This window comes from Sphingobium sp. SYK-6 (assembly GCF_000283515.1).
GTDB classification, from domain to species: domain Bacteria; phylum Pseudomonadota; class Alphaproteobacteria; order Sphingomonadales; family Sphingomonadaceae; genus Sphingobium; species Sphingobium lignivorans.
In genome coordinates this window covers 3,029,424-3,045,290 of record NC_015976.1, presented here as the reverse complement: position 1 = coordinate 3,045,290, position 15,867 = coordinate 3,029,424, and the positions used below count along the sequence as shown (strand labels likewise).

At 66.7% G+C, this 15,867-nt stretch carries 12 protein-coding genes; 4 read left to right on the top strand and 8 right to left on the bottom strand.

Annotated features, from left to right (window positions below; genetic code table 11):
- The first annotated feature begins 87 nt into the window (after positions 1 to 87).
- Complete coding sequence (locus tag SLG_RS13935; protein ID WP_070098796.1) at positions 88 to 1,047, top strand: alpha/beta fold hydrolase; 960 nt, start codon at positions 88 to 90, stop codon at positions 1,045 to 1,047.
- 13 nt (positions 1,048 to 1,060) lie between these two features.
- Positions 1,061 to 2,566 carry a CoA-acylating methylmalonate-semialdehyde dehydrogenase gene (locus SLG_RS13930; RefSeq protein WP_014077131.1) on the top strand — a complete coding sequence of 502 codons (1,506 nt, stop codon included), beginning with the start codon at positions 1,061 to 1,063 and terminating at the stop codon, positions 2,564 to 2,566.
- An 85-nt stretch (positions 2,567 to 2,651) separates the two neighbouring features.
- Here SLG_RS13930 and SLG_RS13925 read toward each other — a convergent pair whose 3' ends face one another.
- The 8 genes from SLG_RS13925 to SLG_RS13890 are packed head-to-tail and all read right to left on the bottom strand — an operon-like array spanning position 2,652 to position 12,903.
- On the bottom strand, positions 2,652 to 4,796 hold the full coding sequence (locus SLG_RS13925) for a nuclear transport factor 2 family protein (RefSeq protein WP_014077130.1): 2,145 nt from the start codon (positions 4,794 to 4,796) through the stop codon (positions 2,652 to 2,654).
- A 32-nt stretch (positions 4,797 to 4,828) separates the two neighbouring features.
- On the bottom strand, positions 4,829 to 5,635 hold the full coding sequence (locus SLG_RS13920) for a fumarylacetoacetate hydrolase family protein (protein WP_014077129.1): 807 nt from the start codon (positions 5,633 to 5,635) through the stop codon (positions 4,829 to 4,831).
- A complete protein-coding gene (locus tag SLG_RS20480) occupies positions 5,632 to 7,542 on the bottom strand; it encodes a nuclear transport factor 2 family protein (protein ID WP_014077128.1) in 1,911 nt (636 codons plus the stop codon). The genes SLG_RS13920 and SLG_RS20480 overlap by 4 nt, the downstream gene beginning before the upstream one ends.
- Positions 7,532 to 9,631: a nuclear transport factor 2 family protein gene (locus SLG_RS13910; RefSeq protein WP_158512726.1), complete on the bottom strand. Its 2,100-nt coding sequence runs from the start codon at positions 9,629 to 9,631 to the stop codon at positions 7,532 to 7,534. Before SLG_RS13910 ends, SLG_RS20480 begins: the two co-directional genes overlap by 11 nt.
- Positions 9,621 to 10,499, bottom strand: coding sequence for an amidohydrolase family protein (locus SLG_RS13905; protein ID WP_014077126.1), 879 nt, complete (start codon positions 10,497 to 10,499; stop codon positions 9,621 to 9,623). Before SLG_RS13905 ends, SLG_RS13910 begins: the two co-directional genes overlap by 11 nt.
- A gap of 31 nt (positions 10,500 to 10,530) precedes the next feature.
- Positions 10,531 to 11,145, bottom strand: a complete 615-nt coding sequence (locus tag SLG_RS13900) for a glutathione S-transferase (RefSeq protein ID WP_014077125.1) — start codon at positions 11,143 to 11,145, stop codon at positions 10,531 to 10,533.
- A 13-nt stretch (positions 11,146 to 11,158) separates the two neighbouring features.
- Positions 11,159 to 12,727, bottom strand: coding sequence for a monocarboxylate uptake permease MctP (mctP, locus tag SLG_RS13895; RefSeq protein ID WP_014077124.1), 1,569 nt, complete (start codon positions 12,725 to 12,727; stop codon positions 11,159 to 11,161).
- Complete coding sequence (locus tag SLG_RS13890) at positions 12,724 to 12,903, bottom strand: DUF3311 domain-containing protein (RefSeq protein ID WP_184047171.1); 180 nt, start codon at positions 12,901 to 12,903, stop codon at positions 12,724 to 12,726. Before SLG_RS13890 ends, mctP begins: the two co-directional genes overlap by 4 nt.
- Before the next feature lie 193 nt (positions 12,904 to 13,096).
- Between SLG_RS13890 and SLG_RS13885 the strand changes: the two genes are divergently transcribed.
- Together SLG_RS13885 and SLG_RS13880 are read left to right on the top strand one after the other, a co-directional pair.
- Positions 13,097 to 13,996 (top strand): LysR family transcriptional regulator, encoded by a 900-nt coding sequence (locus SLG_RS13885; RefSeq protein ID WP_014077122.1) that lies wholly within the window; start codon positions 13,097 to 13,099, stop codon positions 13,994 to 13,996.
- A gap of 544 nt (positions 13,997 to 14,540) precedes the next feature.
- Positions 14,541 to 15,707, top strand: a complete 1,167-nt coding sequence (locus tag SLG_RS13880) for an iron-containing alcohol dehydrogenase (RefSeq protein ID WP_014077121.1) — start codon at positions 14,541 to 14,543, stop codon at positions 15,705 to 15,707.
- Positions 15,708 to 15,867 lie beyond the last annotated feature (160 nt).

Below are 15,867 nucleotides of genomic sequence, written 5' to 3'. Positions count from 1 at the left end.
TTGGGGAAGTCGAAGGCCTATGAGAACCCGATGCAAGGCCGGAAGAAGGAGCCGGCAGGGGATTGCCCGCTCATCCGGGAGGCGGAGATGAACGAATTTTCCTGGAATCGCCGCGCCTTCCTTCTCGCAGGCGGCGCGATGGGCACGGCCGGCATCGGAGCGGCGTTGACCGGCGCGCGCGCGGCAACCCGCGATGGCGGAGCCGGTACGGCGCATTATGTGACCGGCTCGCCGCAGCCCGATCTGCCACCCATGGAGGTCACGCTTCCCGGGGCCGTCGCGCGGCTCGATGGTGTCGATCTGTGGTATTGGGACACGGGCGGGGCGGGGCCGGCCGTCGTGCTGCTCCACCCGGCGACCGGCAGCGGCCATGTCTGGGGCTATCAGCAGGCAGCCTTGTCCGCGGCGGGCTACCGTGTGATCGGCTATTCGCGGCGCGGGCATCGCGGCTCAAGCCCGGTCGATCCGGCGGCGCCCGGCACCGGGGTCGAGGATCTGCGGATGCTGGTCGACCATCTCGGCCTGCGGGATTTTCACCTTGTCGGCACGGCGGCCGGCGGCTTCCTGGCCGGAGGCTTCGCGCTGGCGCAGCCGGAACGCCTGAAAAGCCTGACCATCGCCTGCTCGATCGTCTCCGTCGCCGATCCGCAGGTGCGGGCGCTGGTGCCCTGGCTTTACGAGGCCTGGTGGAACGCGCTTGCCCACGATCTGCGCGAGCTCAGTCCTTCCTATCGCGCCACCAATCGCGCGGGCCATGCGCGCTGGAACGAACTGCATGACCTTTCGCGGGGGGACAATCCGGAAGTCAACCAGCCGGCGGGCCTTGTGGCCTCGCTCGATACCATGGCGCGGATCACCGTTCCGACCCAGCTGATCTACGGCGACGCGGACCTCATTTCGCCCCCGCCGATCGCGCGCAAGCTTCAGGCCGCCATCCCGGGAAGCGCGCTGACCATCCTCACCGAATGCGGGCATTCGGCCTATTGGGAGCGGCCCGCCGCGTTCAACCAGGCCCTGCTCGATTTCTTCAAGCGTCAGGCAAGCTGACCGAAAGGCAACAATGACCGAAACCGCCGAGATCACTCATTTCATCAACGGCAAGTTCCGCAAGGATAGCGCGCCGCGCCATGCCGCCCTGTTCGATCCCGCGACGGGCCTCCAGTCGGGCGTCCTGGCTCTTGCCGATGTCGCGACCGTGGACGACGCGGTGGCGAGCGCGAAAGCGGCCTTTCCGGAATGGGCCGCGACCCCGCCCCATGTCCGCGCCCGCGTCCTGTTCCGGTTCCGCGATCTCATCGAGCAGAACATGGACCGGCTCGCGGCCATCATCAGCCGCGAGCACGGCAAGATCGTGACGGATGCGAAAGGCGAGATCCAGCGCGGGCTGGAAGTGGTGGAATTCGCCTGCGGCATACCCGAACTGCTCAAGGGGGATTTCAGCGCCCAGGTCGGCCGGGGCATCGAGGCGCATTCCTTCCGCCAGCCGCTCGGTGTGGTCGCCGGCATCACGCCGTTCAATTTCCCCGCGATGGTGCCGATGTGGATGTTCCCGGTCGCGCTGGGGTGCGGCAATTGCTTCGTGCTCAAGCCGTCCGAGCGCGATCCTACCCTGGGCGTGGAGCTGGCGCTTCTGTTGCAGGAGGCGGGCCTGCCGGACGGCGTGTTCAACGTGGTCCATGGCGATGCGGTCGCCGTCAACGCCTTGCTCGACCATCCGGATATCGCGGCGATCAGCTTCGTGGGCTCCACGCCCGTGGCCGATCATGTCTTCAGGCGGGGCACGGGCCATGGCAAGCGCGTGCAGGCGCTGGGCGGCGCGAAGAACCACATGGTGGTCATGCCCGATGCCGATCTCGATCAGGCGGCCGATGCCCTGATCGGCGCGGCTTATGGCTCGGCCGGTGAGCGCTGCATGGCCATTTCCGTGGCCGTGCCGGTGGGCGCGGAAACGGCTGACCGGCTCGTCGCGAAGCTGATCGAGCGCGTCCGTGCGCTGCGCATCGGCCCGGGCAGCGATCCGGCGAACGACATGGGGCCGCTCATCACGGCCCAGCACCGGGACAAGGTGCGCGGCTATATCGACGCCGGGGTGGCGGAAGGCGCGACACTGCTGCTCGACGGGCGGGATTTCTCCCTGCCCGGGCATGAGAATGGCTATTTCATCGGCGCGAGCCTGTTCGATCATGTGACGCCGCAGATGCGCATCTATCAGGAGGAGATTTTCGGTCCCGTCCTCTCCGTGGTGCGCGCCGCAAGCTTCGAGGAAGCGCTGGCGCTGGTGGATGCGCATCCCTTCGGCAACGGCACAGCCATCTTCACGCGGGACGGCCGGACCGCGCAGGATTATCTGCACCGGGTGCAGGCCGGCATGGTGGGCATCAACGTGCCCATCCCGGTGCCGATGGCCTTCCATGCCTTTGGCGGCTGGAAGCAGTCCCTGTTCGGCGATCATCATATGCACGGGCCCGAGGGTGTGCGCTTCTATACGCGCCTCAAGACCAGCACGAGCCGCTGGCCGGTGGAGCCGAGCGCGGGCGCCGATTTCCTGATGCCGACCCAGAAATGAGCCCTGTCTTCGGCCGGATGGTGAAAGCCATCCGGTCCGGCGCAAGCCGTTGCGGGCGCGGGCCTTGTGCCCGCGCCCGATCCTTTTATCGGGTGGGAGCCTGATCCTCGAACAGCGGCTTTGCCTGATAGCAGGTCGAATGGTTCGGGCAGTAGTTGGGCGGCAGGCGGCCGCTCACCGGGTTCGCATAATGGAACCACATCGGCTTGACGTTCGGAAAGTCGATGAATTCCGGCCCCGGCCCGAAGCCGACCGCGCGGATGCCCATGTCGAGAATGTCCACGTCGGGCGGATAGGCGGCGCGGAGCTTGTCCATCACGCTCGGCGTGCGATCGGGCGCGAACTGCTTGGGGTTGGGGTCCGGCACTTTCGCCCAGCCATTCTTGTAGCCGTCGGACCGGAAATACAGCTCGTCGATGGACTGGTGCTGGAATTTCCAGACCCCGTCCTCCAGCACGATCCTGTCATTGGGATACATGCCGCTCTGGAAGCTGCCCGGCCCGTCATTGCGGCTGCTGAACGAGAACAGGCGCGTGCGCAGCTTCGCGCCGAGGCCGCCCGGCTCGACATCGATGACGGGCTGGATGCGCAGATGGATCTGGATGAAGTTGCGCGGCGTGCGCGGCGGGCCATATTGGGTCAGTTCGGCCGTGCGGATGCGTTCCGGGCCGACATAGAAGCCCACCTGATATTTGCCGCGCCGTCCTGTCCGCGCGAACAGGGCGCTCGATCCGTCCCAGTTGAAATCGTCCAGATAATAGCCGAACGCGTGCGAGATATTCTCGGCCCCGTCCCGCGCGCGCGCATGGGCCAGTTCGGTTTCGAGGCGATCCAGATGCGCGGCATCGATCCCGCCGGGCGCCGTGGCCGCCTCGCCGGCTGAAGCCTTGGCTGCCTGCGGGGCTACGCCCAGCACGGTCGCGCCGTCTGGATAGCTCGCCGCCTTGCCGGTCACGGGATTGGGATAATTGAAGGCGGGGATCCAGCTTTGCCCGGCCGGGAGCGTGATGGTCGAGGCGGAATCGGGCTCATAGCCCTTGGCCGGCACCGGCTCGGGCAACTGGCTTTTCGTCCAGCCCTGATAATAATCGGAGCGCAGCCTGGGGAAGAGCCGCATCGCCTTGATGCGCCAGAGGCCGCCTTCGCGGACATAATGATTCTCGAAGATCGCCTGCGTCCACCAGCCGCCGACATGGTTCTGGCCCAGCATCCCGAGCTGGAAACCGCGTGCCCAGGCTTCCTCGCCGCCGGGCGCCACCGTGACGATCATCTCCATCTGCAGATGCTCGTTCACTTCGCCTTTCAGCAGGCCGTTGGACGCGATGTTTCCGAAGGAGCGGCGGATGCTCTGCTCGCCCCGGTAGATGCCGGTGCCGGCGATCTCGAGCGTGCCGTCCTTCGCGAACAGGTCGGTGACATCGGTCCACATCTTCTGGTCGACATAATAGCCATAGGCATTCTGCAGCCGCATGACGGCATCTTCGGCCGAGAGCCGCGCCAGCCGCGCCTCGATCTCGCGCAGGCGGGCGAGGGCGGCCGCCTGATCCGTCGGGGCCGCATCGATCCGCGTGCCGGCGGGCGTGGGCGGGATGGGGATGCCGGCGCTCCGCGCCGTGTAATGGAAAGGCACGACGGGCAGATCGTCCTGGATGTTGCGCCAGCCATCCTCGTAGCTGCCGGCATACATGGGGTAGAGATGGAGGCGTGCGATCTTCCACACGCCATCCTCCAGCACATAGTCGTTCTCGGAGATGCCGCCTTCCCAGCGCGCCTCGCCGCCCGCCTTGCCGAGCATGGAGACTTCGTGCCAGCGCCCCTTCGCGCTGCGCCCGTCCGGCGCGAGGGAAATGACCGGCGTGAGCTGCATGCGCGTGGCGACCTCGCCGGGGAGCAGGCCCATGCGCCCGCCGCCGAAATGCTGGCGCAGATAAGCGAGGATGGCATTGCGCCCCTTGGCCTTGTCCGTGCCGACCACCAGTTCGCCTTGCCGCGCGAACAGGTCGGCCATCTCGTTCCACAGGCCGAATTGCGCGTAATGGCTGTAGGCGATCTGCAGTCGCTTCGCCTGTCGCAATCCCTCCGTGCGGGAGAGCTCATGGTCCAGTCGCCCGATCCGCTCGGCTGTGGATGTGTCGATCTCCGCCGCGTGCGCCGGCATGTGCATGGGCAGCATGCCCAGGCACAGCAGCGCGCCGATGCGACGCCTGCGGCCAAACTTCCCTGTTGTCATTCCGCTCTCCTCTGGATTTTTGCGCGCCGCTCTCAGGCGGCTTCGGCCTGCACGGGATTGCTGAGTGTCCCGATCCCCTCGATCTCGATCGTGACTCTGTCCCCCGCGTGGATCTGCGGGGCATGGCCATCCGTGCCCATGATGATGACGTCGCCGGGCACCAGCGTGATGTAGCGCGTCATCGCGACGATATAGTCGGCGATGGAGAAGATCATGGCGTTGGTGGGGAAGCGCTCGCGCAGGTCCCCGTTCACGAGCACGCGCGTGACCAACGCGTCGAGATCGACATCCCGGCGGATCCAGGGGCCGAGCGGCTTGAACGTGTCGGCATTCTTGGAGCGCCAGAAGGTGCGGTCGGCAAATTGCCAGCCGCGCGCGCTCACATCATTGGCGATGGTGTAGCCGAAGACGTGATCCAGCGCATTGGCGGGCGTGGCGTGCTTGCACCTTTTGCCGATCACCACCGCGAGCTCGGCCTCCACCTGCACATTGGGCGGCACATCCGCCGGCAGGACGATCGGCGCGTCGGGGCCGATGATGGCGCTCTGCGCGCGATAGCCGATCTCCGGCGTGCGCGGCCAGGTCTTGTCGTGATCGAGGCCGAACTCGTCGGCCGCGGTGCGGCAATGCCCCGCATAGTTGATCCCGCAGGCATAGAAGGTCGGCGGAATGACGGGCGGCAGCAGCCGGGCCGTGGCGAGCGGCACCGGGTCCCCATCCGCTTGCCAGTCGCCGAACATGTCGCCGGCGATGGGCACGATGGTCTCGCCCGCGACATAGCCCGCGCGTGGCCCTTGCGGTGTCTCGAAACGCAGCCAGATATCGGGTGTGGCGGTCATGGTTCCAGCGGTTCCTCGGTCCGCGACATGACGGCGGCCGTCTTGGGAGTGAGATAGGGCGGGCGGCGGCCGCTCACCGGGTTCGCATAATGGAACCACATCAGCCCGATGGTGGGGAAGGGCGCATAGATTTCGCCCAGCAGCGGCGCGTCCGGCGGATTGTCCCGCAGCAGCGCATCGGCGCGCGGAATCATGCGGTGGCCGAGGCCCTCGGGAATGCGCGTCCAGGCATCCCTGTAGCTGCGCGTCTGGAGATAATGGTCGATCTCGACATGAGCGAGCCGCCACACGCCGTCTTCCAGCCGGGCTTCGTCCTCATAGATGCCCGCCATCATAGAACCCGGCCGATCGAGCGCGGCGTTGAACTGCAGCAGGCGGGTGCGCAGCTTCGCGCTCTTCCCGTCGGCCGCGACATGGATGACCGGCTGGATGCGGGCATGGATGGGAATGAAGGTGCGCGGCGATGCCAGCGGGCCATAGCGGCCGGACTGCATGGCATGGATGCGCTCACGCCCGACATAGAAGCCCACGCCGGGCGCTTCCCGACGCCCGCCGCGCGTGAAGGTGGCGGCGAGGTCCTGCCAGCGGAAATCGTCGATATAATTGGCGAAGGCATTGGAGACATTGTCGATGGCGATCGTCGCGGCGGCAGCGTCCACCTTGGCGCGAAGCTGCGCCATGTCGGGCGTGTCCCCCGGGACCGGATCGGCCGGCGCGCAGGTGGCGAGCAATGGCGGCTCGGCCGGTGCGGGCGCATCGGCGGCGCGGGCCGGGCTGGGGCGGGGCTGCGTCGGCTGGTCCCAGCTTGCATCATGGCTGGTGCGCATCCTGGGATATTCGCGCACTGCCTTCAGCCGCCAGACGCCGTCCTGCTTCTCGAACAGATTGTCGAAGAGGGTCAGCGACCAGAAGGCCTTGCCGGCATTGTTGCCGCTCATGCCGAAGTCGAAGCCGCGCGCCCGGGCGCTGCGTCCATCCGGCGCGACGCAGACGATAAGATTGAGCATCACATGATCGTTGAGATCGCCATGGCTGAGGCCGGCCGGTCCGTCGCGCTCCAGCATCGCGCGGATGCCTTCGCGCCCGCGATGCAGGCCGGTCCCGGCACTGGCATGGCTACCGTCCGGCGCGAAGAGGTCGAGCGCATCGTCCCACATCCGCCGGTCGAGATAATAGCCGTAAATATTCTGGAGGTTGCGCACCGCGTCCTCGTCCGCCAGCCGGGCGACGCGCGCGGCGAGGACGCGCGGGGCCAGGGCGGGGCCCTCCGCGTCGACCGCGCCCGTCGTCGTCACCGGCGCGCCGACGCTGGCCACCTCATAATGATAGGGCACGACCGGCAGATCGTCCTTCGCGCTGTGCCAGCCCTTCGCATAGGTGCCGCGGAACTGGGGGTGATAGGCCATGCGGCGGATCCGCCAGCCGCCGGCCTCGCGCACATAGTCGTTTTCGTGGATGCCGCCGGTCCAGTTGTCCTCCCGCCGCGCGCCGCCGAACAGGCCCACTTCGTGCCAGCGCCCTTTCGCGCTCCGGCCGTCGGGGGAGAGCGTCAGCACCGGCGCCATCGGCAGCGTGACGTGCAGGCGATTGGGACCGCCCTTCTCCGCGCCGCCGAGCCGGGTCATGAGACTGTCGCGGATGGCGGCGCGCCCCTTCGCGGCGGTGCCGTCGCCCCAGTCGAGCGCCGCATCGCGCGTGAAGAGCGCCGAGGCGGCGGCCCAGTCTCCGGCCTCGACATGATGGGCAAGCAGGGCCTGCAGGTCTCGCACGGCGCGGATCGCCTCGGTGCGCTCCAGCGCGAGAGCGAGGGGGACGGGCGGTTCGGCCGCGTGTCCTGCCGTCGGCGCCACCGTCAGGCAAAGCGCCGCGATGGCCGCCCGCGCGCGCTTCGCCCGGTCAGTAGCCATTCCGGTCCAGCCTCGTGTCCGGGTGCGTGGCGCAGGTGACGCAGTCCGGCCAGTAATGCGGCGGCACGCGCCCGCTCACCGGATTGACATAGCTGAACCACATGGGCGTGGCGGAGGGATAGCCCGGATAGGCCGGCCCGTTGAAGACATAGGGATTGAACATCCGGCTGCCGGGTATGTAGCCCTGCTGGCGCTGGCCGAGCTCCGTCAGCGCAATGTCCGGCGGATAGGCCGTGATGAGCATGTTGGGCTTCATTTCGGCAGGTTCCGCCTCCACCCCGGTCCAGCCCTTGGCATAGCTCGAGGAGCGATAATAGAATTCGTCGATCGCCACGCTCCAGAGCTTCCAGACGCCGTCCTCCAGAACGGCCTGATCGTTGGGATAGACGCCGCCGGAGAAAGTGCTTGCCCGCTCGTAGCTGCTGCCGATCGAGAACAGGCGCGTGCGGAACCGCGCGGAGCGTCCGTCCGGCGCGATATTCATCACCGGCTGGATCCGCAGGTGGATGGGAATGGAGCGGCGCGGCGAGCGGCGCTGGCCCCATTTGGCGATCTCGGCTTCGGTGATGCGGTCCGGGCCGATGTAGAAGCCGGCATAAGGCATTTCGCGCGCGCCCTTGCGCGCGAAGAGATCGCCGAGCAGCTTCCACTCGAAATCGTCGATATAATTGCCGAACGCATTGGAGACATTCTCCGCGCCAATGTCGGCCTGGAGCAGCCGCACCTTGCGCTCGCCCTCGAACAGGCGGGTGGCCAGACTTGCGGACTCGCTCGCCGCCGGTGCCTGTTCGGCCCCCGCCGTTGCCATCGCGCGAGACACCGCGCCGGAAAGGTCGATGCGCTTGCCAGTGACGGGATGCATGTAGCTGAAGGCCGGGAGGCTTCCCTTCGGCGCGGCCGAGGGCGCGTCGGGTGCCTGCGCGGCGGCGGGCGGCACGGGATCGAGCCGGCTCTTCGCCCAGCCCTGCTCATAATCGGCGCGGAAGCGCGGATGGAGGTTCATCGCCGCGATGCGCCAGATGCCGTCGCGCTTGCGATAGACATTCTCGAAGATGGAGACGGCCCAATAGCCCTTGTCGTCGTTCCGGCCGGTCATCGCCAGTTCGAGGCCGCGCGCACGGGCCTGCATCCCGTCCGGGTCGACCGTGACGATCATGGCGACCTGCACATGCTCGTTGAGTTCGCCCGCGCCGATCCCCGCCGGTCCCTGCCGCTCCAGTCCGCGCCGGATGCTGGCCTGTCCGTTCCACGCGCCCAGCCCGGCGATGTCCAGCGTGCCGTCCGTCTCGAACAGGTCGCTCACATCGTCCCACATGCGCCGGTCGACATAATAGCCATAGGCGTTCTGGAGATTGCGCACGGCATTCTCCGCGATCATTTGGGTGAGGGGCGCGTCCAGCGCCGCCACGGTCCCGGCCGCATCTTCCAGTGGTGCCGGCGTCGCCAGCTCCGGGATCGGAATGCCGGCGGAGCGCGGCGTATAATGATAAGGCACGACCTTGAGGTCCGCCTCCACATTGCGCCAGCCCTCTTCGTAGCTGCCGTCGAACTGGGGATAATAATGCATCCGGGCGATCAGCCAGACGCCGTCCCGCTTCACATAGTCATTCTCGTAGATGCCGCCCGTCCAGCGGGCGTTTCCGCCCTGCGAGCCCAGCATCGCCAGCTCATGCCAGCGTATCTTCGCGCTGGTCCCGTCCGGGCCGAGGCTGGCCACGGGCGTTGCGGGCAGCAGCGTGCGGACCTCGCCGGGCGCGAGGCCGGCGCGGCCGCCACCCAGTTCGCGCACGATCCATTGGCGGATCGCCGCCTTGCCGCGCATGGTACGATCGCCCACGATCATCTCGGCATCGGGCGCGAAGAGATCGGCCATCTCGTCCCACAGGCCCACTTCGGCGAACTGCGTGTAGGCGATGTGCAGCCGGCGCACGTCGCGCAGCGCGGTGACGCTCTGCGTGTCGCGCGCCAGCAGGGCGGCACGCTGCGCGATGGTGGGCGCGGCTTCCTGCGCGATGGCCGGCATCGCACCGGCCGCGACCCCCAGCGGGACGAGGCACAGCGCTGCCAGGCAAAGGACCCTAGAAGCCATAGACGAACGCTGGATTGTCGACGAAGATGCGCTTGATGGTCGCCGCATCGCCGACCCATTCATGCACGAGATCGATCATCACCCCGACATCGGGCGAGGCATCGCCCATCGCGAGATAGGGCCAGTCCGATCCCCAGAGCAGCCGCTCCGGATTGGCGGCGACGAGCGCGTCGTGGAACGGCTTCAATTCCTCGTAGCGCGGATAGGCGGCGGATTGCCGGCACAGGCTGGTCTTCACCCAGACATGCCCGTCGCCCATGAAGCGCAGGAGCTGCTGGAAGGCCGGATCATTCACGCCGCGCGCCACGCTGAACCCGGCCAGATGATCGAGCACGATCGGGATGCCGAAGGGGATGAGCTTGGGGATCACCTCGACATGATGGTCGATCCCGGCCCACAGCTCCGGGTGCCAGCCCGCATCGGCCAGCAACGGCGCCATCTCGATGGCCACATTGGCGGAGATCGCCCCGATATAGGGCCGTCCCTGCGGATCGAGCATGTCGACGAACCGCAGGCCCTTGAAGCCCTGGCCGTCCAGTTCCGCGATGCGGGCCGGGGTGAGTTCCGCGCCGCCCAGCGCGATGCCGCGCAGGCGGCCGCCCGAGGCGGCGATGGCGTCGGCGATCAGCGTCGGATCGAGGCCGTAGGCCGCCGGCTGGACAAGCACGCCATAGCGGTTGCCGACCGTGTCCAGCATGGCGAGATGCCGCTCGACCGGCGCCTGGGGCGGCGCGTAATTGGGCGGATTGACGAGGCTGTACCGGTCATAGGGGCCGAACACATGGCTGTGGCAGTCGACGGCATTGTCGGGCTGCCGGTTCGTCGGGGCCGTCGGCATGCGGGGAATGACGGTTTCGATCTCGGACATCTGTACTCCTTTGGCAGGCGCTGGCACGCGCCTAGGTCAGTGCGGCGGGATGGGTTGCGATGGCGGACGGGCGTGCTTCGAAGCCGGCATGCCAATCCGCGAGCCGGTCATGGCCGTTTCGCCAGTTCAGGTCGTCGAAGCGCGCGTCGAGATAGCCGAGCGCGCAGCCGAGCGCGGCGTGGCCGATGTGGAACGGCGCGGCGGAAAGCTGCGCGGCATTCCCTTCGAGCTGGTCCAGCGCCGCCCCCAGCTTGTCGGCAAAGGCGTCCATCCAGGCGGGCGTGCGCCGTTCCTCGGGCTTCAGGCGCTCCTGCCGCCAGAGGATCAGTGCATCCATGATGCCGTCGCCCAGCGCGTGGAGGCGCAGCGCGTCCCAGCGCGCCGCGCCTTGCGGAAACAGGACCGGCTCCGGCGCAAGACTGTCCAGATATTCGCAGATCACCCGGCTGTCGTAGAGCGCCGTGCCGTCATCGAGCAGCAGCGTGGGGACCTTGCTCAGCGGATTGGCAAGCTGGACCTGCGGATTGACGCTGGCCATGTCCACCCGCGTATCGATGAGCTCGATCCGCCCATCAGTGCCCGTTTCATGCGCGGTGACCATCACCTTGCGGGCGAAGGGGGACATTTTTCCCCAGTGAAGCTTCATGGCGGCGGTTCCTTCAATCCTGCAGGGCGGGGCGGACAGGCGCGGGCGGGGAGGAGGGCGCCGCGCCTGTCCTGAGGCGAATGATGAGGCTGAGAGCGAGCGTGACCATGATGTTCAGCACCAGGGCGCTGACCGCCGAGTAGCACGGAATCTCGAGCCCGGGGATCGTCAGCGTATAGACCGAATCCTTGAACCCCGTGGCCCCGGCCATCAGCGTGCCGGCGCCCATGCCCGCGATCCAGCCGGTGAGCAGCGCTCTGGAATCCAGCCAGCGGACATAGAGGCCCATCAGCACGGCAGGCAGCGTCTGGCACATCCAGATTCCCCCGATGAGCTGGAGCTGGACGACCGATGTCTCAGGAAAGAAAGTGACGAAGCCGAGCGCGCCGGCCTTGACCAGCAGCGAGAAGATCTTGGCGACCTGCGTCTCATGCGCTTCCGAGCATTCGGGGCGGATATAGGCGCGATAGACGTTGCGGGTGAACAGGTTGGCCGCGGCGATCGACATGATCGCGCCCGGGACCAGCGCACCGATCGCGATGGCCGCGAAGGCGACGCCCACGAACCAGGACGGGAAGAGGTGCTTGAACAGCGCCGGCACCGCATAGATGTTGCCGAAGCGGGCGAAGCCCTCGGCATATTGCGGCATGTCCTTCACGCCCGCCGCCAGCGCCATGAAGCCGAGCAGCAGCAGCAGCGCGAGCGCGAAGGCATAGATGGGCATGAAGACGGCATTGCGGCGGATCGCGTCGCGGCTGGACGCGGACAGCAGGCCCGTGAGCGCATGGGGATAGAGGAACAGGCCCAGCGCACCGCCCAGTGCCAGCGTCGCATAAGCGAATTGCGGGCCCAGGCTGCCGGGTGCCGCGTCCGGGATGAGCAGCTTCTCCGGCGGCACTGCATCGAACACCGCGCCATAGCCGCCCAGCTTGGCCGGCACGATCAGGATCGCCGCGATGAGCGTGGTGTAGATCAGGATATCCTTGACGATCGCGATCATCGCCGGGGCCCGCAGGCCGCTATTATAGGTGAAGCCCGCCATCACCAGGAAAGCGACGAAGAGCGGCAATTCCATCTCGCTGCCGAAGATGGTGATGCTCGCATGCAGGCCGAGCCCGGCGAAAATCGCTTCCAGCCCGACCAGCTGCAGCGAGAGATAGGGCATGGTCGCCACGATGCCGGTCAGCGCGATCATCAGCGCGAGCGTGCGATTGCGGTAGAGGCCCGCCACCATGTCGGCGGCCGTCACATAGCCGTGCTTGGCGCAGACTCCCCAGACCTTCGGGAAGACCGCGAAGACGATCGGGAACACGATGATGGAATAGGGCACCGCGAAGAAGCCCGATCCGCCCGCCGCATACATGAGCGCCGGCAAGGCCACGAAGGTGTAGGCCGTGTAGAGGTCACCGCCCAGCAGGAACCACACGAGCAACGGGCCGAAGCGCCGGCCGCCCAGACCCCATTCCTCGATATGGCCGAGATCTGCCCGTTTCCAGCGGGACGCGACAAAGCCCAGCGAGGAGATGAGGAAGAAGAGAGTGATGAAAACGCCGGTTGCGACCGGATCGATGAAAGAACTCATCTGTCCGACCCGCGCCAGTCCACCAGGTAGACGATCCAGGTCAGCCCGGCGCCGATCCAGATCCAGGCAAGCTGATAGGCGTAGAAATAGGGAATCCCGAAGAATCTGGGTTCGACGCTGTTATAGAACGGGACCCAGAGCACGGCGATGAAGGGTGCAAGCAGTAACAGATTCACCCATTTTCTGAGGCCGCGCCCCCCCCGGTCCTTCATCACATCCTCCACTCTTCACCGCGAGGGCATGCGGTGCTGCCCCGTTCCGCCCGACGGCAATTGCTGCTCTTGACGACGTTAGTGGAGCACTTAAGCTGTGCGGTCAAACTAGCAATATCGCATGAGCATTGTGCACTTTTGTGGAGGGGGAAGAGGGATGCGGCCGTTCGACTGGGATGATTTGCGTTATTTCCTGGGCGTGGCCCGGTCGGGCACGGTGTCGCAGGCAGCCCGCCGGCTGGGCGTCGATCATGCCACGGTGATCCGCCGGGTGGATGCGCTGGAGCGGGCGATGGGCGTCAAGCTCTTCGAGCGCAGTCCCCGGGGCTATTATCTGACGCAGGGCGGCGAGCGGCTGCTGCCGTCCGCCGAGCTCATCCAGCAGGAAGCCCGCAAGATCGGGCGGGAGCAGATTTCCAGCAGTCGCGGCGTCGGCGGCGTGGTGCGGATCAGCACGCTGGAAGGCTTCGGCAATTTCTTTCTGTCCAGCCGCCTTCCCAAGTTCGCGGCGGAGTATCCCAATCTCACCATCGAGTTGCTGACGCTCCAGCAGATCGTCGCGCTCTCGCGCCGCGAGGCCGATCTCGCGATCAGTCTCCAGCCGCCCGAGACGGGGCGTTTCTATCGCGAGAAGCTGACCGACTACTGGCTGTTCGTCTATGGCTCGCGGGAATATCTGGAAGCCAGTCCGCCGATCCGCAAGCCCGCCGACCTGCGGGATCATGTGTTCTGCGGCTATATCGATGATCTCGTCTTCCTGAGGGGCCTCGATTATCTCGACGAGGTGGGCAAGGGCATCCGCGCCCGCCTGCAGAGCTCCAGCCTGCACGCTCAGACGGAGGCAGCGCGTGCCGGCTATGGGCTGTGCGTATTGCCTGCCTTCATCGGGTCGCGCACGCCCGGGCTGGTCCCGGTCCTCAAGGAAGAGATCCGCCTTCAGCGCAGCTACTGGATGGTCGCCAGCGCGGACGTGGCGCCCAGCCCGCGCGTGCAGGCGGTGCGGCGCTTCATCCGGGCTCAGGCCGAGGCCGAGCGAGGCCTGTTCCTGGGAGAATAGGCGCGCTCCGTTTCTGCCGGGGATGTCTGCCGCGGTGGTAGCGGGAGACTTTCCCGGCCAGCCGGTGCTTGAAACGGTAGCGCCGGAATAAATTCGTTAATTATCAATATATTATCACATATCTGGGTGCATAAGTCGGAACGCCGCCATGCTCAAGGGCAATGCGCGTGTCCATGTGTCCTGAAATGTCCGCTTTTCAGCCGGGCGCTGAGCTTAATTTCCTCCCAAGTCCCTGAGCATCCGACCCTTTCTCGGCCCGGAACGGCCGATGTCTCGCGCGCCGATGTGTCGGGTAATCGGGCCTGCGCTGCCGATCCCGCCGCTCTGGTCCACACCTGCGAGCCTCGGGCTTCATGAGCGCCTCTTTCACGGCACATCCGCCCTGCCGATCGCGCCGATGCGGGGCTCATCCCAAACCGATGCCGCACAAGCGCACAGCAGGCATGCATCTTTGTTTATATGCTCTGTGCCTCCCTCACCATATGCCGGTGCGACCGCGCTTCGGGGAACCTCCGAAGCCGAACGGGTGAACAGGAGCGGACATATGGAATTTTCGGTCGGATTCCCGCGTAGTATGCGCTTTGGTGCGGGTGTCTCCCGTCAATTGCCGGATATGCTGCAACAGATCGGCCTGTCCCGGCCGTTCGTGATGACGGACCGCTTCCTGTGGGACAATGGCCGGCTCGATGCCATCCGGGACGCGCTCGATCAGGCCGGCATTCGCGCACGATTCTTCCTCGATACGGTGCCCGAGCCGGACGTGCCCTCGATCGAGCGGGCGCTGGCGGACCTGCTGCTGGACGAGCATGATTGCATCGTCGCCTTCGGGGGCGGCAGCCCGATCGACAGCGCCAAGGCGGTGGCCGTGCTGGCGAGGCATGGCGGGCATATCTCGGACTACAAGGCGCCGCACCTGCAGAATGACGCGGGGTTGCCCGTCATCGCCATTCCCACCACGGCGGGCACCGGCAGCGAGGCGACGCGCTTCACCGTCATCACCGATACCGAGCGGGACGAGAAGATGCTGTGCGCGGGCCTTGCCTATCTGCCGGTCGCGGCACTGGTGGATTTCGAGCTCACGCTTACCAAGCCGGCGCGGCTGACGGCGGACACGGGCATCGACGCGCTGACCCATGCCATCGAGGCCTATGTGTCCCGCCGCGCCACGCCGGTGTCGGATCTGTTCGCGCTGGCGGCGATCGAGGCGATCGCGCCCAATCTCCGCCGCGTCTGGGCGGACGGGAGCGACATGGACGCGCGCGAGCAACTGATGCTGGGCGCGACTTATGCGGGCGTCGCCTTCTCGAACAGTTCCGTGGCGCTCGTGCATGGCATGAGCCGGCCGATCGGTGCGCATTTCCATGTGCCCCACGGCCTTTCCAATGCCATGCTGCTGCCGCTCGTCACGGAGTTTTCCGCGCCCGGCAATGTCGCGCGCTATGCCCGTTGCGCCAAGGCCATGGGCGTCGCGTCGGACGGGGAGGGGGATCAGATGGCGGTGAGCCGGCTCGTCGAGGAACTCGCGGCCGTCAATCGCGATCTCGCTGTGCCGAGCCCCAATGCCTATGGCGTCACGCGAGAGCGCTGGGAGGAGATGATCCCCGTCATGGTCGAGCAGGCGATCGCTTCCGGCTCACCCGCCAATAATCCGCGCGTCCCCACCGAGGCGGAGATGCACGCGCTCTACCAGCGCGTCTTCGATCAGGGCTAGGGCTGATCGCCATTGTCCTACGGACGCCTTCGGCTCCAGATGATGGCGTGACGAAAATTGGTTTTCCGGGACCCGGCGCGCAGCGTACTCAAGGTATGTGAGCATCGAAAGCCCGGGAAAGCGCCATTTGCAAGCCGCCAGCGCTGGATGTCGATTAGGT